This window comes from Aeromicrobium sp. (assembly GCF_047607065.1).
GTDB lineage: Bacteria > Actinomycetota > Actinomycetes > Propionibacteriales > Nocardioidaceae > Aeromicrobium.
The window spans coordinates 31,516-55,773 of the sequence record NZ_JASGDU010000025.1 but is presented as its reverse complement, the minus strand read 5'-3'; the positions used below and the strand labels follow the sequence as shown (position 1 = coordinate 55,773).

The following is a 24,258-nucleotide window of genomic DNA, read 5'->3' as shown; positions in this document are numbered from 1 at the left end:
TGCCGGGTGTCAGTGGCGCAGCAGTTGCGGGAAGGCGCGGTGTACGGCGGCGGCGACGAGGGCGGCGATGACGCCCTTGGCGATGTCGGCCAGGAAGAAGGGGGTCGCATAGCCCCAGGCGACGCCGAGCGAGACGTCGAGGGCGCGGGCCATGCCGAGCGTGCCGAGTGTGCCGACGACGGCGACGGTCACGAGGGCGGCGGCCACCGAGACCACGCCGACGAACACCGCTTCGTTGCGGCGCGCGACCGCGCTGGCGACGAAGCCGACGAGTAGCGCGGCGAAGGGGAAGGCGAGCAGGTAGCCGCCAGTGGCACCGCCCCAGACGCCGGGGCCGGCCTGGCCCTGGGTAAAGATCGGCACGCCGGCGGTGGCGACGGCCAGGTAGAGGGCGACAGCGGCGAAGCCACGCGGTCCGCCGAGCACGGCTCCGGCGAGGAACACGCCAAACATTTGCAGCGTGAACGGGACGTTGGCGACGCCGTTGACGGCCGGCAGCACGGCACAGACACCGATGACGGCGGCGAAGGTCGTGACGAGGGCGAGGTCGGTCGCCGAGGAGCGGCGGCGCGTGGGGGAGGTGGCGGTCATGGGAATCCTTGAGTGAACGGTGTTCAGGTGAACAGTGTTCAGGCTACTGGATAGGCTGAGCGCATGGCCAACAGCCTCGATGACGTCGTCACCGCGGCGCTGGGCGTGCTCGACGAGTACGGCCTGGAGTTCTGCTCCATGCGGCGCGTCGCCGGTGCGCTGGGCGTGCAGCCGAGCGCGCTGTACCACCACGTCGAGAACAAGCAGACGCTGTTGTCGCTCATGGCCGCGCGGCTCGTGGACGGGGTGGAGATCGACGCCGACGTCGCCGCCTCGATGGGCAGGTTCCGCGCGGCCATGCTCGCCGTCCGCGACGGTGCCGAGGTCGTCGCCACGGCCGCCGCCTTCGGGCTGACCGACTCGCCCATCGAGGCCGCGCTGGCCGAGCGCGTGGGCCGCGACGTGGCCCGCACGCTGATGATCTACGTCGTCGGGCACACCCAGGCGACCCAGCTGCATCGCCAGGCCGCAGCGGTCGGCGCCATCGCCCTCGACCCGGACCTCGACGCCTCCTTCGCCCGCGGCCTGGCCATCATCTGTCGTGCGTGAGGGTCGCGCGATTACCAGGAGGCGTGCAGGGGGCGGCCTTCGTCGTAGCCGGCCGAACTCTGCAGGCCGACCACGGCCCGGTCGGCGAACTCGGCGAGCGTGCGAGCGCCCGCGTAGGTGAATGATGAACGCACGCCCGCAGTGATCGCGTCGACGAGATCCTCGACGCCCGGCCGGTCCGGGTCGAGGAACATGCGCGAGGTCGAGATGCCCTCCTCGAACAGCGCCATGCGGGCCTTCTCGAAGCCGGCGGCGTCGCGGGTGCGGTTGGCGACCGCGCGGGAGGAGGCCATGCCGAAGGACTCCTTGTACGGGCGTCCGTCGGGACCGAACCGCAGGTCGCCCGGACTCTCGTGGGTGCCGGCGAACCAGGAGCCGATCATCACGCTCGCAGCCCCTGCGGCCAGCGCGAGCGCGACGTCGCGGGGATAGCGTACGCCGCCGTCGGCCCACACGTGGGCACCTGCGTCACGGGCCGCCGCAGCGCATTCCAGCACCGCGGAGAACTGGGGGCGGCCGACGCCGGTCATCATGCGGGTCGTGCACATGGCACCCGGACCCACGCCGACCTTGACGATGTCGGCTCCGGCCTCGACCAGCTCGCCGGTGCCGTCGGCCGAGACGATGTTGCCCGCAGCGATAGGGATACGCCGGCCGGTGCGCTCGGCGAAGGCGTCGCGCGCCTCCCTGACCAGGGGGAGGGCGCTGAGCATCTTGATCTGGTGGCCGTGGGCGGTGTCGACCACGAGCACGTCGATGCCCGCATCCAGCAGCGCCCCGGCCTTCGCGCGCACGTCGCCGTTGATGCCGACGGCCGCGCCGATCACCAGCCGTCCACCGGGATCGACAGCGGGGGTGTAGATCGTCGAGCGCAGGGCACCCTTACGGGTGATGACGCCGGCGAGGGTGCCGCCGTCCAGCACCGGTGCCAGCGGCACGTGGGACGTGGCGAGCGCGTCGAAATAGTCGCGCGGCGACAAGCCGGCCTCGACGGTGAACAGGTCGGCGTTCATCACCTCGTGGACCTGGGCGAAGCGGTCGACCTCGGCACCGTCGCGCTCGGTGACGATGCCGAGCGGCGCGCCGTCGTCGACCACGACCGCCGCGCCGTGCGCCCGCTTGGGGATCAGGCTCAGCGCCTCGCCGACGGTCATCGACGGCGGCACGGTGACCGGGGTGTCGTAGATCGTGTGGGCGGCCTTGACACGGGTGACGGTCCGCGCGACGACATCGAGCGGGATGTCCTGCGGAACGATCGCGATGCCGCCGCGGCGGGCGATCGTCTCGGCCATGCGGCGGCCCGAGATGGCCGTCATGTTCGCGACGACGAGCGGCAAGGTGGTTCCCGTGCCGTCGGCCGTCGACAGGTCCACGTCGAAACGGCTGGTGACCTCCGAGCGTCGCGGCACCATGAAGACGTCGTTGTAGGTCAGGTCGTGCGACGGCTGCAGTCCGTTGAGAAATTCCACGCGCCGAGTCTAGGCCGGATTCAGTCACGTCGGCTCCCCGCGAGCCGGGCGGCGACCGGTGCCTGTGGTGCCCGGTCAGGACAGGTCGATGAGCAGGGTGTCCGGGGGAGCGGGGTCCTCGGTGAGGGCGGACTTGTCGACCCGCGCCCGCACGCACAGGGTCTCGTGGCGCAGCCGGAGGAAGCCGGCGCCCGAGGCCGAGTCGAGGAACAGTTGATGCACTCGCGCCAGCGTGGCGTCGTCGGTGTACCGGCCGGTGTCGCGGGCGAACTGCACGAAACCCCCGCTGTCCAGCTCCTCCCACACGGCGAACTCGTGCGTCTCCGGGGCGGCGAACAGGCCCGACGCGCCGAAGGTGTCCGTCGCCGCGGCCGGGGAGGTCCCCCCGCGCACGCCGACGATCTGGCGCAGCTTGCGCACCCAGGGGACCGACTCGTCATGGCGGCGGGTCATCGTGGAGACCAGTCCGCCCGGCCGCAGCACCCGCGCGTATTCGGCCAGCGCGGAGGGTGACTCGCGCAACTCGGGCACCACGACCGCGTCGAAGGCCCGCGCGGCGAACGGCAGCCGTTCACCGCCGGTGCGCACATAGGCGATCTCCGGATGGCGGCGGCGCACCACATCGGTCCCGGCCACGATGACCTCGTGGCCCTGCTCGACGAGTCGGTAGGCCAGCGCCCCGTCGCCGACGTGGAGCACGCAGGCGAGCCGGTCGCCGACCAGCCATTTCGCCGAGCGTTCCACCGCGTCGTTCACTCTTCGGAGGGTACCGGCTGGCACGCCGGGGGTCGGTACGCTGTGGCGCGTGTCCGCCCCTGCCGATCCCTTCATCGCCGCCGCCTCGATGGAGGGGGTGCCGTCGGCCTTTGCCGGAACCCGCGACGGCATCGACGCTCTGCTGCGCGACCGCGGCCTGCGCAAGACCACGCCGGAGGACACCGCCCGCGCCTTACTCCTCGGCGCTGCGGCGAGCGCTGCCCTCGACGGTGACGAGATCGACCCCGACGACCTCGCCGCCGGCGGGGGAGGATCCACCGCGCGCGGCGCTCTGCGGCTGTCCGGTGAGGTATTGGGGTTGCTACCGGAGTGGAAACGGACCCCTGTCCAGGTCCTCGCCCGGCTACACGCGCTCGCTGCTGCGGGGTCGGTGCCCGATGACGATCTCGGCCGACCCGCGCATCCCGCAGGTGTCGCCCGGCTGCGTGAGTTGGCGCGGCTGCTGGCCCTGCCGACCGAGGCACCCGGTCTGGTCGTGGCCGCCCTCGTCCATGCCGAGATCGTCGCTGCGGGTGCCTTCGCCTCCCACAACGGTATCGTGGCGCGGGCTGCCGAACGGCTCGTGCTCGTTGCCACCGGCGTCGATCCGGCCTCCGTGACGGTGCCGGAGGCCGGCCACGCCGCAGCCCCGCGCGCCTATCGCCAGGCGCTCGACGGTTATGCGCGCGGCGATGCGGCCGGAGTCCACCAGTGGCTGTTGTACGCGGCCGAGTCCTTCGCTCGTGGTGCCGAAGCCTCCCCGATCACCCGGAGATGACGAATTCACAGGTGGTGTGCGGTCCCGAACGAAGGGACGGCACCACCGCCGGAGCGGTGGTGCCGTCGGGGTCCAGCGTGTCTGGCTACCAAGCGTGCACTTCGTCGTCGTTGTCGTCTCGGTCCGCGAGTCATAGGATCTCGCAGATCATCCGAGAGCAACTGCCCTGTGGGACGGGTGATCGCCGCGTGGGTACCGGATGCTGGGCCGTCTGTGAAGTTGTTGCTCTCACCATGCACCCGGTGACCTGCCTCACACAAGGGGTTGGGAGAAGAAAGTTCACCGGTTTTCAGAGCGAGGCAGAACGGACCCGGCGGCCGGTGACGTACAGCGCCGCAGCGGCGGCTCCAGCGACGGCACCCGCCACCGCAGCCGCGAGCACTACCTTGCCCACCGGGGTATCGAGCCGCAGCGGTGAGGCCAGCGCGACGGGGCGGTGGAAGTTCAGCACCGGCCAGTCCTTCTCCTCGGCCGCCTTGCGCAGGGCCTTGTCGGGGTTGACGCAGAAGGGATGCCCGACGACCTCCAGCATCGGCAGGTCCGTGGCCGAGTCGGAGTAGGCGTAACTCGCGGCCAGGTCGTAGCCGCGCTCGGCGGCCAGCTCGGACATGGCCTCGGCCTTGTGCGGGCCGTAGGCGTACCGCTCGATCTCGCCGGTGTAGCGGCCGTCTTCGATGGCGAGGGTCGTGGCGATGACGACGTCCGCGCCGAGGAGTGCTCCGATGGGTTCGACCACCTCCGACCCCGAGGCCGACACGATGACGATGTCGCGCCCGGCTGCCCGGTGCTCGGCGATGAGCTCGACCGCCTCGTCGTACACGAGCGGGTCGATGATCGCGTGCAGCGTCTCGGCGACCGCCTGGCGCACCGTGGCGACGTCCCAGCCGGTGACCATGCGAGTCAGGTAGGCGCGCATCTTCTCGAGCTGGTCGTGATCGGCACCGCTGACGGCGAACATGAACTGCGCGTACGCGCTGCGCAGCACGGCGCGGCGGCTCAGTAGGCCCTCGGCGAAGAACGGGCGGCTGAAGGCCAGCGTGCTCGACTTGGCGATGATCGTCTTGTCGAGGTCGAAGAATGCCGCCTCGCGGCAACCGGCCGTCCGGTCCATGCCGTCCAGCATAGGGTTCGCGAACCTCGCCGCACCGCAGGGACCGGATCGGGTTGTCCACAGATTCGCGCGGATGCCGCCGGTCGTTGTCCACAGGCTGCGGAACTGCCCTGGCGCGGACCGGTGCCTCTGCGGTCGGCTGGGGGGTATGCATACCGCAGTGGTCGTGGCGGCCTCGGCCGCCGAGACGAGAGAATCAGTGACCCGATGGGCGGCGGCGCTGGGCGCGGCCGCCGAGCCGGCCGATTCGCTGGCCGAGGTCCGGCGCCGGTGGCCCGACGCTCCGGTCGTGGTGGTCGACACCGCGATGGCACGGCTCCTGGTCGACGTCGGGGTGCCGCGTCGGCCCCATGTGCTGCTCCTCGACCCCGGCCTGGGACTGGGCGAGGCCGCCGACGACGCCTGGCGGGTGGCCGTGGCGCTGGGGGCCGAGCTGGTGTGCCGACCGCATGACGAGCAGGCGCAACGCGAGGTCATGGAGGTGCTGGCCCGGGCGCAGGACGGCCGTGACGAAGCGTGTGTCGTGGCCGTCGTGGGTGCGGTCGGCGGCGTCGGTGCCACGACCCTGGCGACCGGCATCGCCCGCGCGGCGGCGCATCGCCGATGGCGGACGGTCGTCTGCGACCTCGATCCGATCGGCGGCCTCGATCTGGTGCTGGGTGCCGAGCAGGCCGAAGGGGCGCGCTGGGACACCCTCGACCTCGGCGGCGGCCGGTTGCCTGCGGGCGCGCTGGCCGAGGTGCTGCCGAGCCATGACGGCGTGCGCTTCCTGACTGGAGAGAGGTCCGCGCCGATGAGTTGCCGTGACGCCGATGCGGTCGTACCGGTCATGCGCCGGGCGAGCGACCTGGTGGTCCTCGACGTGCCCCGCGATCCGGTGGCGCTGGCTGCTGCGGCGCGTGCGGAGGTCACGGTGGTCGTCGTGCCCGAGGATGTCCGAGGGATTGCCGCGGGGCAGCAGATGGTGGCGCACCTGCGCGGGGTCACCGGCACGGTCGTCGCCTTGGCGCGCGGCGTGCCGGGCGGCCTGGGACGGACGTCGATCGCCACGCATCTGCCGGTTCCGGTCGTCGGGCGGCTGCGGCACCGGCCCGGCCTGCGGCGTGACCTGGGGCTGGGACGCGGTATGGGCAGCTTGCGCGAGGTACGCCGGGCCGCGACGCCGGTGTTGCGGCTGCTCGGCCTGGACGGTGCCCGGTGATTCCGGCACAGGCCGTCGCCTCCGACCTCGTGGACCGGGTGCGCCGCCGGCTCGCTGCGGAGGCCGCCGCGCCCACGGCCGACAACGTGGCACGGGTGATGCGTGCCGAACCGGGGGTCTTCGGGCCGGAGACCGTGCTCGCCGTGGTCGATCAGGTGCGCCGGGACACTGCCGGTGCCGGTCCGTTGGAGCCGCTGCTGGTCGAACCGGGTGTGACCGATGTCCTCGTCAACGGCACGCGAGGCGTCTATGTCGACCGAGGGCAGGGCCTGGAGCCGGTGCCGGTGGGCTTCGGCGGCGATGACGAGGTGCGGCGGCTCGCGCAGCGGCTGGCTTCGCTGGCCGGTCGGCGCCTGGACGACGCGAGTCCGTGGGTCGACGCGCGGCTGCCCGACGGCACCCGGCTGCACGCCGTACTGGCACCCATCGCGCATCCCGGTACGGTCATCAGCCTGCGAGTGCCGTCGCGGCGCTCCTTCAGCCTGGACGACCTGATCGCGGCCGGGGCGCTCGGGCCGGACGGGGCCGAGGTGCTGCGCGGCCTGCTCGCCTCGCGCGCCGCGTTCGTCATCTCCGGCGGCACCGGGACGGGCAAGACCACGCTGCTGTCGGCGCTGCTGGCCGAGGTGCCCGTCGACGAGCGGCTGGTCGTGGTCGAGGACGCCGCCGAGTTGCGGCCCGATCATGCGCACGTCGTCGCGCTGGAGTCGCGGCCGGCCAATGTCGAGGGACGCGGCGAGGTGACACTGCGCGACCTGGTCCGCCAGGCGTTGCGCATGCGTCCGGACCGGCTGGTGGTCGGGGAGGTGCGCGGTGCGGAGGTGGTCGACCTGCTGGCGGCGCTCAACACCGGTCACGAGGGCGGCTGCGGCACGATTCACGCGAACTCCGCCGCCGACGTGCCCGCGCGTTTCGAGGCCCTGGCGCTGTCGGCGGGGCTGCCGCGCGAGGCCGTCCACGCCCAGCTCGCCGCCGGCCTCGACGCAGTGATCCACCTCGGTCGTGGCCCGGATGGTCGCCGGGCGGTCGATCACCTGGGTGTGCTGCGGGTGGGGCCGTCGGGGGTGGTCGAGTGCGTCCCGGCGGTGACCTTCGATGGCCTGCGGGGTGTTCGCTCTGGTCCGGGACACGAGGTCCTGCGGGCGGTGCTCGGCCGTAGAAGGGCCGTCTGATGCTCGCGGCGGTGCCGTGGGCGGCGTGGGCGTCGCTCGCCGCAGGATGCTGGGTGACGCTGCTCCGCCCGGAGCCGGCCTGGCTCGTGAGGCACCGGCTCGGCGGCCCCTGCGGCACGATCCGCTGGCCCCTGCTGGTCGTCGCGCTGGCCGTTGCTCCGGTGCTGCCGGTGGCCTTGCGCCTGGTCGAGGGCGTCGCCGCGTTGATCGTGGTGGCCACGGGAGCGGCCGTGGCGGCCTTCTCCGTCAGCCAGGTGCGCCGGTCGCACCGCCGGACCCAGGCGCGGCGCTGTCACCGCGAGGTGGCCGAGATTGTCGACGTGCTGGCGGCCGAGTTGCGCGCGGGGGTGCTGCCCCATCAGGGCCTGGCCACCGTCGCGGCCGACCTCGACCTGGTGGTTCCGGCGGCCCGCGCGGCGGCGGCCGGAGGCGACGTGCCCGAGGTGCTGAGGTCGGTCGCACGGGCACCCGGTTGTGCGGGACTGGCTGCGGTGGCCGCCGCCTGGCAGGTGAGCGAGGAGTGCGGTGCTCCGCTATCAGCGGTGCTCGACCGGGTGGCGCGCGCCCAGCGATTCGAGACCGAGCTGTCCGACGAGGTCAGCGCCTCGCTCGAACCGGCTCGCGCCACGGGCAGGCTGCTGGCGGTTCTCCCGGTGTTCGGGCTGCTGCTCGGTGCCGGCCTGGGATCCGATCCGGTGCGGGTCGTGACGACGACGCTGCCGGGGGCACTATGCCTCGCCGCCGGGGCGCTCCTGGCCTGCCTCGGAGTGCGGTGGATCGATGCGACCGCCGACCGGGCGGAGGCGTCGTGAGTGCCACGTTCGCGGCCCTGTTCGCCGGGCTGGCCGTGGCGATCTGGCTGCGGCCCTCCCCGGCGCGGCGGGCGCGCCGGCTGTTCGGTCCAGCGCGCGCGGAGCGTTCCGAGGCGGACTGCGGCTTGTTGGTGGCCGGCGGACTGGTCCTGGCGGGCACCCTCGTCATCGGCTGGCCGTGGGGGACGGTGGCGGCGGGGGTGGCGGCACCGTTCGTCCGCGAGCGGGTCAATGCCGGTGGCGGCCGCCGCGCGGGCGAGATCGGACCCCAGGTGCCGCTGGCGCTCGACCTGGTGGCCGCAGCGCTGGAAGCGGGCAGGCCGCCTGGACTGGCGGTGGCGGCCGCCGGGCGTGCGGTCTCCGGTTCGGTGGGCGAGGCGCTGCAGGCGATGGCGGCCCGGTTGGCGACGGCTGCCGATCCCGCGCAGGTGTGGCGTGAGGCGTCGAGTCACCCGGAACTGGCACCGCTCGGCCGCGCGGTCGTGCGTGCGGGCAGATCGGGGGCCGCTCCGGCGGCCGTGGTCGCCCAGGTGGCCGATGACCTGCGGCAGCGCCGACAGGCCGTGCTGACCCGCCGGGGGCGCTCCGGCGGGGTGGCCACTGCCGCGCCACTCGGCCTGTGCTTCCTGCCCGCCTTTTTCCTCATCGGCATCGTGCCGACCCTGCTGGGCCTGGTCCGCGAGGTCTTCTTCGGCTGAGCGCCGCACCGGCAGATACGTGCCTCCGGTCATTGAGGTGCGAGCTTGCGAGCCTCGAAATGGCCCCACCGTAGGCTTCGCGGCTCCGGTTGCAAGCGGCCTATGCGCCTCACCCTGCGGACCTTCCGCGCAATCTTCGAGTGCCCCTGTCGAGGCACCCCTGGCGTTGTCCACAAGGCGCGGACCGGGCTTTCCACAGGCCCGCAGATCGAGAGCAAATCGGCCGCAGAAAATCACATCTTCTCGGTGTTACATCCCCTCTCCGAAAGGACAACGATGATGATGCATCTCCCCTCCCGCAGCCGCCGCTCCCGTGACGAGCGCGGTATGAGCACCTCCGAGTACGCCGTCGGCACCGTCGGTGCGTGCGGCATCGGCGGCCTGCTCGTGCAGATCGCCCAGAGCGAGTGGTTCGGCAACCTCCTCCGCGACATCTTCGAGAAGATCCCGTCGCTCAACCTGTTCTGAGCGTGGCGCGAACGGTCATCCCTTCGGGGCCGGGGCGCCTCGCGCGTCCCGGCCCCACCCATTCCTGCAAGGCAAAGGAGCCTTTCTATGAACATGCACGAACAAGATGTCCCCGAGACGGCCCGCAGTGAGCGCGGTATGGCAACCACCGAGTTCGCCGTCGGCACCGTGGGTGTCATCGGCATCGGCGGTCTGCTGACCTGGCTGACCGATCTCGGGGTCTTCGACGAGTTGCTGCGAACCTTTTTCAGGATCGGCCTCGGCTTCGGGATCGACCCGGCCACGTGGACCGATCGGTGGCCTCTGTGATGGCCTCGCGTCGCCGCCGCGAGTGCGGCATGGCCACGGCGGAACTGGCGACCATCGCCCCGGTGGGTGTCGCGCTGGCGGTGCTCCTGCTGTGGGCGGTCTCGCTCGGCTACACGCAGATCCGGCTAACCGACGCGGCCCGAGAGGCGGCGCGCATGGTGGCGCGTGGTGACTCGGTAGCCGCCGCCGAGCGGGTCGCCCGTGAGCAGGCACCGGCCGATGCGGTCGTCGAGATCGACTCCGACGACGGCCTGGTCGAGGTGACGATCTCGGTGACCTCATCGCTGCCGGGAGACTGGTTCGACGGACCGCTCGACCGCGAGCTGACCGCTTCGGCGGTGGCGGCTGCGGAGGCACCGTGACCAGCCGGCGTCGCCCCAGCGACGGTGCGGTCTCGGTGCTGGCCGTTGCGGTGGCCCTGGTGCTGGTCATGGCGACGGTCGCGCTCATCGAGGTCGGTGCCGCGGTTCGGGGCAAGCACGCTGCGGCGGCGGCCGCCGATCTCGCGGCACTGGCCGCGTCGCGGGCGGTCGAGGCCGGCGAGGACGGCTGCGCAGCGGCCCGCGAGGTCGCCCGTCGCAATGGTGCCGAGGTCGTCACGTGTCGCCTCGACGCCGCAGTGGCGACGGTCACGGCCGAGGTGCGCGCGCCCCGGTGGTGGTCGTGGGGGTGGCGTTCGCGGCAGAGCGCGCGAGCCGCCCCGTCGAGTTACGTGGACCCCGGATCGTGAGCCTCGCGCAGCACCAGGTCGAGCAGGCCGACCGCGCCGGCCTTGTCGAGGGGTTCGTTGCCGTTGCCGCACTTCGGCGACTGCACGCAGGCCGGGCAGCCGCCCGTGCAGGGGCAGGCGGCGATGGTGTCGCGGGTGAAACGCAGCCAGGTCGCCGCCACCGTGTACCCGTGCTCGGCGAATCCCGCCCCGCCGGGATGAGCATCGTGGACGAAGACGGTCAGGTGCCCGGTGTCGGCGTGCAGGGAGGTCGACAGGCCCCCGAGGTCCCATCGGTCGCAGGTCGCCAACAGCGGCAGCAGTCCGATGGAGGCGTGCTCGGCCGCATGGGCGGCACCGGGCACGTCGACCCCCTCGGCGAGGTGTTCGCGGACCTGCTCCGGCGGCAGCGTCCACCAGACGGCGCTGGTGCGCAGGCTCCGTTCGGGCAGGTCCAGCGGCTCCTCGCCGAGGGTTCCGCCGCCGTGATTGTCGCGGCGCAGGTAGGAGGTCACCTGGGTCGTCACGTCGACGATGCCGGTCGAGACGGCGGCCTCGCCCCAGTCGCTGCTGCGGGCGACGTCGACGATGTCGACCCGCGTCGAGGAACGGGCCTGGGTGCTCCATCCCGGATCGTCGCGCCGTACGAGGGCGATGGCCTCGTCGGGCCGGTACTCCTCGACGACGTAGGCGTTGCCCTGGTGGACGTATACGGCGTCTTCGTGAACGGTGGCGTCGGCCGATCCGGCGTCGGCGGTGCCGACGAGCCGTCCCGTCGTGCTGTCGACGATCTGCACCTGCCGTCCGCTTCCGCCGCGCAGGTCGGCGAGGTCGGCCGCCTGCTCGCGGCGTGTCCAGAACCAGCCCGCGGGCCGCCGCCGCAGCCAGCCGGCTTCGGTCAGGGCCTCGACGCCGCTGCGGGCGCGCGGTCCGAAGCGGGGTTCTAGTTCGGCCTCGGTCAGCGGTAACTCCTGCGCGGCAGCAGCCAGATGGGGTCCGAGCACGTAGGGGTTGTCGGTCGTGAAGACGCTCGTCTCGACGGGGGCGTCGAAGACGGCTTCCGGATGGTGGACGAGATAGGTGTCGATCGGATCGGGCCGGGCGATGAGGACGCCGAGCGCCGTCGACTCGCGGCCGCGCCCGGCACGTCCCCACTGCTGGACGAGCGAGGCCCGTGTGCCGGGAAAGCCCACGGTGACGACGGCGTCCAGGCCGGAGACGTCGATGCCGAGTTCGAGCGCCGAGGTCGAGGTCAGCGCGAGCAGGTCTCGGGAGCGCAGCCGGACCTCCAGCGCCCGGCGCTCCTCGGGCAGGTAGCCACCACGGTAGGTGGCGACGCGGCCCGACAACTCCGGGTCGATTTCGTGCAGGCGACACTGGGCGCGCTCGGTCACGTGCTCGGCACCGCGCCGGGAGCGCACGAAGCAGACGCTCTGCACGCCGGCCACGGCGAGATCGGCGATCAGGTCGGCGGCCTCGTGCGAGGCCGAGCGGCGGGCACCCGAGGCGGCCGGCTGGTCGGAGGTCAGAGGCGGCGGCTCCCACAGGGCGACGGTGCGCTCCCCGCAGGGCGAGGCGTCTTCGGTGACGGCGATCGCGTCCAGGCCGGTGAGCCGCCGGGCGAACGCCTCCGGGTCGGCCACGGTCGCCGAGGAACAGATCACCACCGGGTCGGCCCCGACGTGTTCGCACAGGCGCAGCAACCGGCGCAGGATGAGCGCGACGTGGGCACCGAAGACGCCGCGATAGTGGTGACACTCGTCGATGACGATCAGGTTCAGCCCGCGCAGCAGTCGTGACCAGCGCTGATGTCCCGGCAGGATCGCGTGGTGGAGGGTGTCGGGGTTGGTGAGGACCCAGGAGGCGTGCTCGCGCGCCCACTGGCGCTCCTCGCGGCTGTTGTCGCCGTCGACGGTGGCTGCGCGGACGCCGGGATCGAGTTCGCGGACCCGGCGCAGCTGGTCGGCGGCGAGTGCCTTGGTCGGCGCGAGGTAGAGCACCGACGGCATCCGGCCGCCCTGCAGCGCCGCTCCGCCGCGACCGGCGTCGAGTGCGGTGAGTGCCGGCACCTGGAACGCCAGCGACTTGCCCGAGGCGGTCCCGGTCGTGACGATGACGTTCCGGCGGGCGTGGACGTGATCGAGTGCCTCGCGCTGATGCGCCCACAGGTGGGTGGCCCCCTGCCCCGCGAAGGCGGCCCGCACGCCGGGCGGAACCCAGTCGGGCCACGGCTCGACGACCGCCTCGCGGGCCGGCTGGCGCTCGAGGTGCGTGAGCCGTTCGCCGTAGCGCGCCAGGAGGTCGTCGGGGTGCACGGAGGGATTTTCCCAGACTGTGGGACCTGTTCGTCTTCCCCAGTGGGGCGGACCGAAGCGTGCCAGAATGGCGCGAACAGGAGGGGAATAAATGGAACTCACGGTCGAGACCCGGTCGCTGCCGCCGTTCGAGGTGGTGCAGGTCGAGGGCGAGGTCGACGTCTACACCGCGCCGCGTCTGCGCGAGGCCATCGTGACCGCCATCGACGCGGGCAAGTTGCGCCTGATCGTCGATATCGAGCGGGTGGAGTTCCTCGACTCGACCGGTCTGGGCGTGCTGGTCGGGGCGCTCAAGCGGGTCCGGGCCGATCACGGGACCTTCGACATCGTGTGCACCAACGAGCGGCTGCTCAAGATCTTCCAGATCACCGGCCTGGACAAGGTGTTCGGCCTACACGACAGCGTTGACGGCGCGGTTGCCGCGCACACGTGAGCGCGCTGACAACAGACGCCGCGACGGTCCGACGCCTCGCCGCAGCTCTGCGGTCGGCCGACTTCACCGCTGGTGCGGTCTACGCGCTGCTGGGTGCCGAAGCGCACGCCGCCCTCGGCCGCAACGAGACCACGCCTGCAGACCGCGTGACCCGTGAGGCGGATTCACCCCTGGCGGTGCTGATCCGGTTGTTCACGCTGCAGCGCCCGGTTCCGCGTGCCGCCGTCGACTCCGCGCTGCCCGGCTTGGTCGAACCGCTCACGTGCGCCGGCCTGCTGGCCGCCGACGGCGGGGAGGTCCGGGCGCTCGTGGACCTGCGTCCCTACGGCGATGAGGAGCACGACTGGTGGGTCGTGTGCGATCTGACCCCGGGCCTGGACGCCGGACCGGTCGAGGTGGGGCCGGAGCACGTGCTCGGCATCAGCGAGGCGTCGTCCTCCCTGGCGCGGCTGGTGGTGCGCCGCCCGGCGGGCCGCACGCTCGACCTGGGTACCGGCTGCGGGGTGCAGGCGCTGCACCTGGCACAGCACAGCGGGGCCGTCGTCGCTACCGACGTCAACGCGCGCGCCCTGGACATGGCGCGGCTGACGGCGGCCCTCAACGGTGTCGCCGTCGACGTGCGCGAGGGGAGCCTGTACGAGCCGGTGGCAGGTGAGCGGTTCGACCTGATCGCGTCCAATCCGCCCTTCGTCGTGTCGCCGCCCGAGGGGGAGCGGCTGGTGTACCGCGAGACCGGATTCGCCGGGGACGACGTGGTGCGGCGGCTGGTGGAGGGCGCGTCCGGCCAGCTGACCGAGGGCGGCTTGTGTCAGCTGCTCGCGGCGTGGATTCATCCGGCCGACGGTTCGTGGCGGGAGCGGCTGGCCGCGTGGATCGAGCCGACCGGTCTGGATGCATGGGTCGTCGAGCGCGAGGAGGTCGACCTCGCGGCCTATACCGAGATGTGGCTGGCCGACTCCGGGCATCGCGGCGGGCCGGGCTATGCCGAGGCGTACGACCGCTGGCTGGGCTGGTTCGCCGCGCAGGGCATCGGCTCGATGGGCTTCGGCTGGATCAATCTGTGCCGGGCGGAGCGGGTGACTCCCTCGGTGCGGATCGAGGAGTACGGCGGCCCGGTGGCCGGTCCGGTCGGTGCTGACGTGCAGGCGTGGGCCGAGGGTGTCGATGCCCTGTCCGCCGGCGATCCGTTGGACCGGGCCTGGCGCACCCGGCCCGATGCGGTGCAGATTGAGGCCGGCCCGGTGGGGGCGGAGGACCCGGCCACGATCAGCGTGCGCCTGACTCAGGGCCTGCGGCGCGAGCGCACCGTCGACACAGTAGAGGCGGGCCTGCTCTCGGCCAGCGACGGGGATCTGACCGCCGGGCAGATCCTCGATGCCTTGGCCCACCTGCTCGACCTCGATGCCGCCGCCGTCCGCGCGCAGTACGCCCCCGCCGTCACCGACCTCGCCGCCGACGGCTTCCTGCTTCCTTGACCTCTTGACTGATGGTGTGGGCACCGTGATTTGGGGCACGCCGGGCGACCGGAAGTTGCCCGGTGGTTGACGAGACGCGCTACGGTGTGCCCGCCGGGTTGCGTTCAGTCCGGCGTCTAGGGAGGAATCAACCGTGACCAGCCTCGTGATCGTCGAGTCGCCGAACAAGGTCCGCAGCATTGCGGGCTATCTCGGAGACGGCTACGTCGTGGACTCCTCCGTCGGCCACATCCGCGACCTCCCGCAGGGTGCCGACCAGGTTCCGGCCAAATACAAGGGCCAGCCGTGGGCGCGCCTGGGCGTCGACATCGAGAACGGCTTCGAGCCGGTCTACGTCGTCGCCCCGGATAAGAAGTCGCAGATCGCCAAGCTCAAGAAGCTCCTCAAGGACGCCGACGAACTCGTCCTCGCGACCGATGAGGACCGCGAGGGCGAGGCGATTGCGTGGCACCTGCTCGACGAGCTGAAGCCGAACGTCCCGGTCAAGCGCATCGTCTTCAACGAGATCACCAAAGAGGCGATCCAGCGCGCGATCGCCAACCCGCGCGACGTCGACATGGACCTCGTCGACGCCCAGGAGACCCGCCGCATCCTCGACCGCCTCTACGGCTACGAGGTCAGCCCGGTCCTGTGGAAGAAGGTGATGAGCGGCCTGTCCGCGGGGCGCGTGCAGTCGGTCGCGACCCGCCTGGTGGTCGAGCGCGAGCGTGAGCGCATGGCCTTCCGCTCGGCCTCCTACTGGGATCTCGACGCGACCTTCGACGCCACCGCGAAGTACGATCCGCAGTTCTTCCCCGCTCGTCTGGTGACCGTCGACGGCCGCAAGATCGCGACCGGTGCGGCCTTCGGTCCCGACGGTCAGCTCAAGAACGCCGAGGTCGTCGCTCTCGATGAGGTTGCGGTGACCGCGCTCGCCGAGGGCCTGCGCGGGCGGAGCCTGACGGTCGGCTCGGTGGAGGCCAAGCCGTACACCCGCAAGCCGTACGCGCCGTTCCGCACCACGACGATGCAGCAGGAGGCGTCCCGCAAGTTCGGCTGGGGCGCGGCCCGCACGATGCAGGTCGCCCAGCGGCTCTACGAGGGCGGCTTCATCACCTATATGCGTACCGACTCGGTCACGCTGAGCCAGACGGCGATCACCGCCGCCCGCGCCCAGGTCGCCGAGCTGTACGGCGCGGCCTTCCTGCCCGACAAGCCGCGCGTGTACACCGGCAAGGTCAAGAACGCCCAGGAGGCGCACGAGGCGATCCGTCCGGCGGGCGAGCAGTTCCGCACCCCGGCCGCTGCGGGCCTGTCCGGCGACGAGGCCAAGTTGTACGAGCTCGTCTGGAAGCGGACCATCGCCTCGCAGATGAAGGACGCCCAGGGCGAGCAGCTGTCGATCAAGCTGGCCGGCGAGGCCGCCACCGGCCAGGCCGTCGAGTTCACCGCCTCGGGCCGCACGATCACCTTCCACGGCTTCCTCAAGGCGTACGTCGAGACGCACGAGGACCCCCAGGCTCAGGGCGACGACCAGCAGACCAAGCTGCCGAACCTGGCCGAGGGCGACACGGTGCTGGCCCACGAGCTGACGCCGAGCGGCCACCAGACCAAGCCGCCGGCGCGCTACACCGAGGCGAGCCTCATCAAGGAGTTGGAGGACCGCGAGATCGGTCGCCCGTCGACCTACGCCTCGATCATCAACACCATCCAGAACCGCGGCTACGTCTACAAGAAGGGCACCGCGCTGGTGCCGGCCTGGATCGCGTTCAGCGTCGTGCGGCTCATGGAGCAGCACTTCAGTCGACTTGTCGACTATTCGTTCACGGCGCAGCTGGAGGACGTGCTCGACGAGGTCGCCCACGGCCGCGAGGAGCGAGTCGCGGTGCTGCAAGGCTTCTGGGCCGGCGAGGGTGCCGAGGACACGGGCCTGAAGCGGCTGGTCGAGAACCTGCCCGACATCGACGCCCGCAGCCTGTCGACCTTCGACCTCGGTGAGGGCGTCGCGGTCCGGGTGGGGCGTTACGGCCCCTATGTCGAAGGCCCGCCGATGGTTCCCGGCGATGACGGCACCGAGGTGCCCACGCGCGCCAACATCCCCGAAGATCTGCCGCCGGATGAGCTGACCCTTGAGGCCGCCCGCGAGCTGTTGAAGAACCCGGCGGGGCAGGAGCGGGCGCTCGGTCAGCATCCCGAGACCGGTCTCGACGTCATCGCGCGCAACGGCCGTTTCGGCCCGTACGTGCAGGAGAAGCTGCCCGAGGACGCCCCGAAGTCGGCCAAGCCGCGCACCGCGAGCCTGTTCAAGTCGATGAGCCTGGAGGCGATCACGCTCGATGACGCCGCACGGCTGTTGACGCTGCCGCGCGTCGTCGGCACGGGCGAGGACGGCGAGGAGATCACCGCGCAGAACGGCCGTTACGGCCCCTATCTGAAGAAGGGCAGCGACTCGCGTTCCCTCGAGTCCGAGGAGCAGCTGCTGACCATCACCGAGGCCGAGGCGCGCGCGATCTACGCCCAGCCGAAGACCTACGGCCGCCGCGCCGCCGCCGCGCCCCTCAAGGAGCTCGGCGACGATCCGGTCAGCGGCAAGCCGATCGTGCTCAAGGACGGTCGCTTCGGTCCGTACGTGACCGACGGCGAGCACAACGCGAGCCTGCGCAAGGCCGACGATCCGGAAACGATCACCCCCGAGCGTGCCCAGGAGCTGCTGGCCGAGCGCCGTGCCAAGGCCCCGGCGAAGAAGACCGCCAAGAAGGCGGCGAAGAAGGCCCCCGCGAAGAAGACGGCGGCGAAGAAGACGGCAACCAAGAAGACCGCCGCGAAGAAGACCTCTGCCTGAGGGACTCCGCTCTGCGGCCTGGGGATTCCGCAGGTGGGCGGAATCCGGTCCCTGAGGTGCCGCGAGGAACGAGCGGCCTCGAAGGGCGCACCTCAGCCAGCGGACCTATTGACGGAACCGCCTATATTCGGCCTATGGGAAGGGTGTGGGCGGTCGCTGCGGCCCTGATCGTCGGCATCGCCGGATGCGGTCCGGTCGACGAGGGCACGGCGTTCGCCGACGAGTTCGAGTCGGTCCTCGACGGGCGCGAGAAGGTCGCGGACTACTCGGTGGACGGCTACAACACCTTGCCGTGGTCCGGTGATGCTGACGTGCGGGTGACGCTCGTGGCGGGTCTGGCCGACGAGCAGATCGCGCGCGAGGTCTGGGAGATCACCCACCAGGACGTCGACCCGTGGGTCGAGTACGACCTGGTGGTGGAGTTCCCAGCGGCCTCGGGCGACGGCCAGGCCGCGACGGCGGCGTTCCGGCTCGGCGTATCGCGCCCGGCACCCGATACCGACGAGGCTCGCGAGGAGGTCGAGCGACGAGCCTTTGTCGCGCGATCCATCGTGGCGCAAGGCCGCGGCGAGACGACGATGTGGATCGATACCTTCTCCCGGCAGGTGACCTCTGAGCGTGATCCGGCCGAGTTCGCGGCGGCGCTGTGCGCGGCCGACCTGGGCGAGGGGTACACCGATTTGACGGTCTCCTCCAGTGACGAGGCCAGGCCCTCCGGCAGGGTGGAGTTCGCTGATGCGGACAGTTGCGACGACCTGGCGGGTCCGGCCGCGCTGCTGGACGCGGCGCGCCAGGTCGGCGAGTTGGCGGACTACTCGATCAGCCTCCCGGAGGGCACACGAGAGCACCCCGCCGTGTCGGTGTCCTTCGTGACGCCGCCCGTGTCGACCGATGCCCTGCGTGACCTGGCCGACTCCCTCGACATCGACCTCACCGTCGCCTGAGGATCCGCTGATAGGCGGAACCCGGTCATTGAGGTGCGAGCTTGCGAGCCTCGAAATGACCCAACCGCAGCAGTCTTCGCCCTTCGAGGCTCGTCGCAAGCTCCTCGCACCTCAGGGACCGGCAGGCAGCACACGGCCCGAATACATCAGCACGTCCCTGACGCCTCTGCTGCGGCTGCCGCCGCCGAGCCTCATCCGTTCCTCACCCGCCGATGTCAGCCCGCGCCGGTAGGCTCGCGGGCATGAGTCAGCAGGAGGCGAGTCGTGCATTGTTTCTCGTCTTCGAGGGTGGCGAGGGCGGCGGCAAGTCGACCCAGTCGCGGATGACGGCCGAGTGGCTGCGCGCGGCGGGGCGCACCGTGGTCCAGACTCGCCAGCCCGGCGGTACTGCTGTCGGCGCGCGCCTGCGCGAGATCTTGCTGGACCCGGCCACGGGTGTACTCGATCCGCGCACCGAATCGTTGGTCTACGCCGCCGACAAGGCCGAGCACGTCGCCACGGTCATCCGTCCCGCGCTGGAGCGGGGCGAGGTGGTCGTGTGCGACCGTTACGTCGATTCCACGCTCGCCTACCAGGGGGCGGGCCGGGCCATCGACGCCGCCGAGTTGGCCCAGGTGTCGGCCTGGGCGACCGGCGGGCTGCGTCCGCACCTGACGGTCGTGCTCGACATCGACCCCCGAGTCGGACTTCTGCGGGCCGGCGGCACCGGCCACGACCGCATCGAGGCCGAGCCGCTGGCCTTCCATCAGCGGGTCCGCCGGCACTTCCTGGACCTCGCCGCCGAGCGCCCGGCCGACTACCTCGTGCTCGATGCCGATCGCGATCCGCAGGCGATCCAGGCCGATATCCGGGCGGCGCTCCTGGGGGTGGCGACGTGAGCGAGCGAATGCGAGTGAACAGCGTCTGGGCCGAACTCGTCGGCCAGGAACCGGTGGTCGCGGAGCTGCGCAAGGTGGTCGCCAGCCCGAGCGGCTCCACCCACGCCTGGCTGTTCACCGGCCCGCCCGGCTCGGGCCGCTCCAATGCCGCGCTCGCCTTCGCGGCCGCCCTGCAGTGCGAGTCTGGCGGCTGCGGTACGTGTGAGTCCTGCCGCATGGTCACGGCCGGTTCTCATCCCGATGTCCAGGTCGTGCGCACCGATGGACTGTCCATCGGTGTCGACCGGGCGCGCGATGCTGTCCGCAGGGCTGCGCTGCATCCGTCGGTCGGCCGCCTGCAGATCCTCGTCGTCGAGGACGCCGACCGGCTGACCGAACAGGCCGCCAACGCGCTGCTGAAGTCGCTGGAGGAGCCGGCCCCCCAGACGGTGTGGATGCTCTGCGCTCCTGCCGTCGAGGACGTGATTGTCACGATCCGGTCGCGCTGCCGCTCGGTGGTACTGCGCACGCCACCGGCCTCGGCCATTGCCGACCTGCTCGTGCGCCGAGACGGCATCGAGCCGGAGACCGCCGCCGCGATGGCTGCGGCCTCCCAGGGCCACATCGGGCGCGCCCGCGGCCTGGCCCGTGACCCCGCTGCCCGCGCCTGGCGCACCCAGATCCTCACCATCGGCCAGCGCATCGCCCACCTGGGTGACGCCCTGGCCGTCGCGGGGCAGGTCGAGTCCGAGGCGGCCGCGCGGGCCTCGGCCGTGTGCGATGTCGCCGACGCCCGCGAACTCGACGACCTCAAGGCGTCCTGGGGCGTTCAGGACCGCGGTCGCCGCCCCACCGGTTACGCCGGGGCGCTGTCGAGCCTGACCAAGGATCAGGAGCGCCGCCGCAAACGGCGCATGCGCGACAGCATCGACGGCGTCCTGTTGGATCTGCTGTCGCTGTGCCGCGATGTCGTCGCCGCCCAGATCGCCGTGGGTGCGCCGTTCGTCAATGCCGACCTCAGCGACGAGGTCATCCGGTTGGCGCACCTGTGGACAACCGAGGAGACGTTGCGGGTGATCGATGCCATCGTGGAGTGCCGTGCGGCGCTCGACGCCAACGCGGCACCTCTGCTGGCGCTGGAACGGCTCATGTCGGCCTTCCTCGTGCCGCACGACCCGAACCGACCCGAGGGGGAACGATGAAGAAGGCACTGTGGATCGTCGGCGCGCTGGTGGTGGCGATGATCGCGGCCGGCGGGGTCACTGCCGCCGTGTTGTTGACCGGTGACGACCACACGAAGAAGCCGTCGCCGTCGCCCTCGAAGGCCCCGGACGCGCTGGAGAAGTTCTATACCCAAGAACTCGACTGGGACTCCTGCGGCACTGACGAGTGCGCGACCTTCGAGGTCCCTGTCGACTACGAGGAGCCGGACGGCGAGACGACCGAGTTGTCGATGCGGGTGGTGGGCGACGGCGACGAGCATCTGTTCGTCAACCCGGGCGGACCGGGCGCTTCAGCCATCGACTACGCGGTTTCGCTGTCGTATGACCTGGACTCCGACGTGCGCGACATGTACTCGATCGTCGGCGTCGATCCGCGCGGCGTCGGTCAGAGTAGCCCGCTGGAGTGTTATGACGACGAGGAGTTTGACGCTTACGTCGACGCCGATCCGACGCCGGACACGCCCGAGGAGGTTCAGGAGGGTCAGGACCTTTACGTGGGCATGGCCGAGGCGTGCGAGAAGAACTCCGGTGATCTGGCCGAGCACGTCTCGACCGTGGAGGCGGCCCGCGACATGGACATCGCTCGTGCCCTCGTCGGCGACGACAAGCTCAACTGGTTCGGGGCGTCCTACGGCACCTTCCTCGGTGCCACGTACGCGGCGTTGTTCCCCGAGCAGGTCGGGCGCATGGTGCTCGACGGCGCGATCAACCCCGAATTGGGTGCCATCGACTCGGCCCTCGGCCAGGCGACCGGTTTCCAGCGCTCGCTGGAGTCCTACATCGACGACTGCGTGAGCGACAGTGATTGCCCGCTCGGAACCGATCCTGCGGCCGCCGAGCAGAAGCTGGTCGACTTCCTTGCCCAGGTGGACGCGCAGCCGTTGCCGACCGACGACGAGGACCGTCCGCTGACCGAGGGGCAGGCGTTCTTCGGCATCGCGCTGCCGCTGTATGCGGAGTCGTACTGGACGTACCTGACCGACGCCCTCACCGCAGCGCTCAACGAGGGGGACGGCACCGCTCTGCAGGAACTGTCGGACTCCTATTTCGAGCGCGACAAGGACGGTTCGTACGGTTCCAATCAGGGTCAGGTCATCAGCGCGGTCAACTGCCTGGACACCATCGACCGCCCCTCGCAGGCCGAGGTCGACGAGCGTCTGGCGGAGTTCACCTCGGTCTCCCCGGTCTTCGGCCGTGCGCTGGGCCTCGGCGCGGGGGCGTGTGCGGTGTGGCCGTTCGAGTCCGACGCCGAGAAGGTGGACTATGCGGCCGAGGGTGCGCCTCCGATCCTGGTGCTCGGCACGACCCGCGATCCGGCGACGCCGTACGAGCAGGCCGTTGAGCTGGCCGACCTCCTCGACTCTGGGGTGCTCGTGACCCGTGACGGCGACGGGCACACGGCCTACGCTTCGGGCAACAAGTGCATCGTGGACACCGTCAACGACTACCTCGTCGACGGCACGGTCCCCGAGAAGGACCCGGAATGCTGACCCGCCGCCCGGTTATTGAGGTGCGAGTGAGGAACGAACGAGCCTCGAAATGACCGACTCGCGGCAGGCTTTGCCCTTCGAGGCTCGGCCGCAGGCGGCCTCGCACCTCAGGGACCGGGTTCCGCCTATCCGCGCGCTTAGCGGCGGGCTTCCTCGTGGTGCCGGATGACCTCGTCGATGACGAAGCTGAGGAACTTCTCGGCGAACGTCGGGTCGAGGTCGGCTTCGAGGGCGAGGGCGCGCAGCCGGGCGATCTGCTGGGCTTCGCGGGCCGGGTCGGACGGCGGCAAGTCGTGATCGGCTTTGAGCCGGCCGACGCGCTGGGTGTGCTTGAACCGTTCGGCCAGCAGGTGCACGAGCGCCGCGTCGATGTTGTCGATGCTGGCGCGGATTCGGCCGAGTTCGTCAGTCACGCTGTCGTCGCTCACACCGAGATCCTAGGGCTAGGCCGCACCCGGATTGGCCCTGCCGCCCGGCCGTGGGTAACATCGTGCTCCGGTCCGACGGGCGATCCCTGGCGGACTCCGCCGCTTTAGCTCAGTCGGCAGAGCGTTTCACTCGTAATGAAAAGGTCGTCGGTTCGATTCCGACAAGCGGCTCTCGACATGAGTGTGGCCCCCGCGTTCTTTGTGGGGGCCGCACTCATGTCGATATTCAACTCGCAGGAATCGAGTGGGAGTGCCCCCTGCTCGCAGCGAGGAACGAGCGGAGTGCTTGGGGGATCCGACAAGCGGCTCTCCGGCCGGAGGCCGGCCCCCGGCCCGGCCTCCTCACCCCCGCAACTTCCCCAGTCGCTCCAGCGCTTCCTTGATGACGTCGGACCGCTTGCAGAACGCCCAGCGCACGAAGGGGCGGCCACGCTCGGGGTCGAGGTGCAACACCTGTTGGGGGATTGCCACGACCCCGGCCAGATCGGGTAGACGCCGACAGAAGTCGAGGCCGTCGGCGAAGCCCAGCGGGCGGATGTCGGTCGTGGCGAAATAGGTGCCCTGGGGGCGGTACACCGTGAACCCGACCTCGCCGAGACCGTCGCACAGTAAGTCGCGCTGTGACTGGAGGTCGGCACGTAGTCCCGCGACGAAGTCGCCGACGTGCTCCAGCGCCCAGGCCACGGCCCCCTGGAACGGGGTCCCCGAGGAGTAGCTGAGCCACTGCTTCGCGGACAGCACCGCGCCGACCAGGTCGGCCGGCCCGGTGGCCCACCCGACCTTCCAGCCGGTGACCGAGAATGTCTTTCCCGCGCTGGAGACGACGACCGTGCGGTCGGCCAGGCCCGGCACCGAGCCGAGCGAGCGATGCCGCACTCCGTCGAAGGTCAGATGCTCGTATACCTCGTCGCTGATGACTACTAGATCGTGCTCGCAGGCCACCTCGGCAAGCACCGCCAACTCGCCGTCGGTCAGCAACGCGCCGGTCGGATTGTGCGGGCTGTTGACGAGGATCGCGCGAGTGCGCGGCCCGACGGCGGCCCGCAATTCCTCGACCGGCAGCCGGAAGTCCGGCACCCGCAGAGTGACCGGCTTCGGCACGGCCCCGGCCATCTGGACCATCGCGACGTAGGAGTCGAAGAACGGTTCGAACACGATCACCTCGTCACCGGGATCGACCAGGCCGAGCACGGCCGCCGCGATGGCTTCGGTCGCCCCCGTGGTGACGACGACCTGCCGGTCCGGATCGAGGGCGATGCCGTAGTGACGCTGCTGATGCCGGGCGATTGCCTCGCGCAGGGGCGAGACACCCTGCCCCGGCGCGTACTGGTTGTCGCCGCCCGCGATGGCCGTGCGCGCGCGTTCCAGCAGTGCGGCCGGTCCGCCGGTGTCGGGGAAGCCCTGACCGAGGTTGATCGCGCCGGTGCGTGCCGCAAGTGCGCTCATCTCGGCGAAGATCGTGGTGCCGAAGCCGTCGAGCCGACGTGCGGTGCTGTGGGTCACGGCACCGAGCATAGGAGGATGGCTCGCCATGATCGGGCATTGCGAAGGCCCTGCGGTATCTCGGGGGGTGAAACCGCAGGGCCTTCGCCTAGTCTACACACGTTATCGGTGGTGTCGTCAACCCCGGTTGGCGGTGCGCCGCCCAG

The 24,258-nt window shown here is 71.2% G+C and carries 24 protein-coding genes and 1 tRNA gene; 18 read left to right on the top strand and 7 right to left on the bottom strand.

Annotated elements, in window-relative coordinates; genetic code table 11:
- Nucleotides 1-9: 9 nt before the first annotated feature.
- Nucleotides 10-591, bottom strand: a complete 582-nt coding sequence (locus QM597_RS03955) for a biotin transporter BioY (protein WP_415003566.1) — start codon at nucleotides 589-591, stop codon at nucleotides 10-12.
- A gap of 63 nt (nucleotides 592-654) precedes the next feature.
- Here QM597_RS03955 and QM597_RS03950 point away from each other — a divergent pair, with 63 nt between their 5' ends.
- Nucleotides 655-1,140 (top strand): TetR family transcriptional regulator, encoded by a 486-nt coding sequence (locus tag QM597_RS03950; protein ID WP_415003565.1) that lies wholly within the window; start codon nucleotides 655-657, stop codon nucleotides 1,138-1,140.
- A gap of 11 nt (nucleotides 1,141-1,151) precedes the next feature.
- On the opposite strand, the gene QM597_RS03945 is transcribed toward QM597_RS03950, so the two are convergent.
- Together QM597_RS03945 and QM597_RS03940 are read right to left on the bottom strand one after the other, a co-directional pair.
- Entirely contained in the window at nucleotides 1,152-2,609 is a 1,458-nt protein-coding gene (locus QM597_RS03945) for a GuaB1 family IMP dehydrogenase-related protein (protein WP_415003564.1), read from the bottom strand.
- Between the two features lie 75 nt (nucleotides 2,610-2,684).
- A complete protein-coding gene (locus tag QM597_RS03940; RefSeq protein WP_415003563.1) occupies nucleotides 2,685-3,365 on the bottom strand; it encodes a class I SAM-dependent methyltransferase in 681 nt (226 codons plus the stop codon).
- Nucleotides 3,366-3,414: 49 nt separating this feature from the next.
- Here QM597_RS03940 and QM597_RS03935 point away from each other — a divergent pair, with 49 nt between their 5' ends.
- On the top strand, nucleotides 3,415-4,143 hold the full coding sequence (locus QM597_RS03935) for an oxidoreductase (protein WP_415003562.1): 729 nt from the start codon (nucleotides 3,415-3,417) through the stop codon (nucleotides 4,141-4,143).
- A gap of 289 nt (nucleotides 4,144-4,432) precedes the next feature.
- On the opposite strand, the gene QM597_RS03930 is transcribed toward QM597_RS03935, so the two are convergent.
- Entirely contained in the window at nucleotides 4,433-5,254 is an 822-nt protein-coding gene (locus QM597_RS03930) for an HAD family hydrolase (protein WP_415003561.1), read from the bottom strand.
- A 148-nt stretch (nucleotides 5,255-5,402) separates the two neighbouring features.
- On the opposite strand from QM597_RS03930, the gene ssd reads away from it, so the two are divergent.
- The 8 genes from ssd to QM597_RS03890 all read left to right on the top strand — a co-directional run bounded on the left by ssd (nucleotide 5,403) and on the right by QM597_RS03890 (nucleotide 10,644).
- Complete coding sequence (ssd, locus tag QM597_RS03925) at nucleotides 5,403-6,455, top strand: septum site-determining protein Ssd (RefSeq protein ID WP_415003560.1); 1,053 nt, start codon at nucleotides 5,403-5,405, stop codon at nucleotides 6,453-6,455.
- Complete coding sequence (locus QM597_RS03920; protein WP_415003592.1) at nucleotides 6,455-7,627, top strand: TadA family conjugal transfer-associated ATPase; 1,173 nt, start codon at nucleotides 6,455-6,457, stop codon at nucleotides 7,625-7,627. Before ssd ends, QM597_RS03920 begins: the two co-directional genes overlap by 1 nt.
- Nucleotides 7,627-8,439 carry a type II secretion system F family protein gene (locus tag QM597_RS03915; protein ID WP_415003559.1) on the top strand — a complete coding sequence of 271 codons (813 nt, stop codon included), beginning with the start codon at nucleotides 7,627-7,629 and terminating at the stop codon, nucleotides 8,437-8,439. The genes QM597_RS03920 and QM597_RS03915 overlap by 1 nt, the downstream gene beginning before the upstream one ends.
- A complete protein-coding gene (locus QM597_RS03910) occupies nucleotides 8,436-9,137 on the top strand; it encodes a type II secretion system F family protein (protein WP_415003558.1) in 702 nt (233 codons plus the stop codon). The genes QM597_RS03915 and QM597_RS03910 overlap by 4 nt, the downstream gene beginning before the upstream one ends.
- A 102-nt stretch (nucleotides 9,138-9,239) precedes the next feature.
- Nucleotides 9,240-9,605 carry a DUF4244 domain-containing protein gene (locus QM597_RS03905; protein ID WP_415003557.1) on the top strand — a complete coding sequence of 122 codons (366 nt, stop codon included), beginning with the start codon at nucleotides 9,240-9,242 and terminating at the stop codon, nucleotides 9,603-9,605.
- 87 nt (nucleotides 9,606-9,692) lie between these two features.
- On the top strand, nucleotides 9,693-9,914 hold the full coding sequence (locus tag QM597_RS03900; RefSeq protein WP_415003556.1) for a DUF4244 domain-containing protein: 222 nt from the start codon (nucleotides 9,693-9,695) through the stop codon (nucleotides 9,912-9,914).
- Complete coding sequence (locus QM597_RS03895; protein WP_415003555.1) at nucleotides 9,902-10,276, top strand: TadE family type IV pilus minor pilin; 375 nt, start codon at nucleotides 9,902-9,904, stop codon at nucleotides 10,274-10,276. The genes QM597_RS03900 and QM597_RS03895 overlap by 13 nt, the downstream gene beginning before the upstream one ends.
- A complete protein-coding gene (locus QM597_RS03890; protein WP_415003554.1) occupies nucleotides 10,273-10,644 on the top strand; it encodes an Rv3654c family TadE-like protein in 372 nt (123 codons plus the stop codon). The genes QM597_RS03895 and QM597_RS03890 overlap by 4 nt, the downstream gene beginning before the upstream one ends.
- Here the strand turns inward: QM597_RS03890 and QM597_RS03885 are convergent.
- Nucleotides 10,623-12,938, bottom strand: a complete 2,316-nt coding sequence (locus tag QM597_RS03885) for a DEAD/DEAH box helicase (RefSeq protein WP_415003553.1) — start codon at nucleotides 12,936-12,938, stop codon at nucleotides 10,623-10,625. The two genes, QM597_RS03890 and QM597_RS03885, sit on opposite strands and share 22 nt — an antisense overlap.
- A 91-nt stretch (nucleotides 12,939-13,029) precedes the next feature.
- On the opposite strand from QM597_RS03885, the gene QM597_RS03880 reads away from it, so the two are divergent.
- The 7 genes from QM597_RS03880 to QM597_RS03850 all read left to right on the top strand — a co-directional run bounded on the left by QM597_RS03880 (nucleotide 13,030) and on the right by QM597_RS03850 (nucleotide 22,181).
- Nucleotides 13,030-13,371: an STAS domain-containing protein gene (locus tag QM597_RS03880; protein ID WP_415003552.1), complete on the top strand. Its 342-nt coding sequence runs from the start codon at nucleotides 13,030-13,032 to the stop codon at nucleotides 13,369-13,371.
- The gene (locus QM597_RS03875; protein WP_415003551.1) at nucleotides 13,368-14,846 is read left to right on the top strand and encodes a methyltransferase; all 1,479 of its coding nucleotides are present in this window, start codon (nucleotides 13,368-13,370) and stop codon (nucleotides 14,844-14,846) included. Before QM597_RS03880 ends, QM597_RS03875 begins: the two co-directional genes overlap by 4 nt.
- A 133-nt stretch (nucleotides 14,847-14,979) precedes the next feature.
- On the top strand, nucleotides 14,980-17,667 hold the full coding sequence (topA, locus tag QM597_RS03870) for a type I DNA topoisomerase (RefSeq protein WP_415003550.1): 2,688 nt from the start codon (nucleotides 14,980-14,982) through the stop codon (nucleotides 17,665-17,667).
- 134 nt (nucleotides 17,668-17,801) lie between these two features.
- Entirely contained in the window at nucleotides 17,802-18,611 is an 810-nt protein-coding gene (locus QM597_RS03865; RefSeq protein WP_415003549.1) for a hypothetical protein, read from the top strand.
- 242 nt (nucleotides 18,612-18,853) lie between these two features.
- Entirely contained in the window at nucleotides 18,854-19,489 is a 636-nt protein-coding gene (gene tmk, locus QM597_RS03860) for a dTMP kinase (RefSeq protein WP_415003548.1), read from the top strand.
- Nucleotides 19,490-19,497: 8 nt separating this feature from the next.
- Nucleotides 19,498-20,670 carry a DNA polymerase III subunit delta' gene (locus QM597_RS03855; protein WP_415003547.1) on the top strand — a complete coding sequence of 391 codons (1,173 nt, stop codon included), beginning with the start codon at nucleotides 19,498-19,500 and terminating at the stop codon, nucleotides 20,668-20,670.
- Complete coding sequence (locus QM597_RS03850; protein ID WP_415003546.1) at nucleotides 20,667-22,181, top strand: alpha/beta hydrolase; 1,515 nt, start codon at nucleotides 20,667-20,669, stop codon at nucleotides 22,179-22,181. Before QM597_RS03855 ends, QM597_RS03850 begins: the two co-directional genes overlap by 4 nt.
- 137 nt (nucleotides 22,182-22,318) lie before the next feature.
- Here the strand turns inward: QM597_RS03850 and QM597_RS03845 are convergent, their stop codons facing one another.
- Nucleotides 22,319-22,594 carry a chorismate mutase gene (locus tag QM597_RS03845; protein WP_415003591.1) on the bottom strand — a complete coding sequence of 92 codons (276 nt, stop codon included), beginning with the start codon at nucleotides 22,592-22,594 and terminating at the stop codon, nucleotides 22,319-22,321.
- A gap of 113 nt (nucleotides 22,595-22,707) precedes the next feature.
- Between QM597_RS03845 and QM597_RS03840 the strand changes: the two genes are divergently transcribed.
- Nucleotides 22,708-22,780 (top strand) — tRNA-Thr (locus QM597_RS03840).
- Nucleotides 22,781-22,951: 171 nt separating this feature from the next.
- On the opposite strand, the gene QM597_RS03835 is transcribed toward QM597_RS03840, so the two are convergent.
- Nucleotides 22,952-24,124 carry a pyridoxal phosphate-dependent aminotransferase gene (locus QM597_RS03835; RefSeq protein ID WP_415003545.1) on the bottom strand — a complete coding sequence of 391 codons (1,173 nt, stop codon included), beginning with the start codon at nucleotides 24,122-24,124 and terminating at the stop codon, nucleotides 22,952-22,954.
- Nucleotides 24,125-24,258 lie beyond the last annotated feature (134 nt).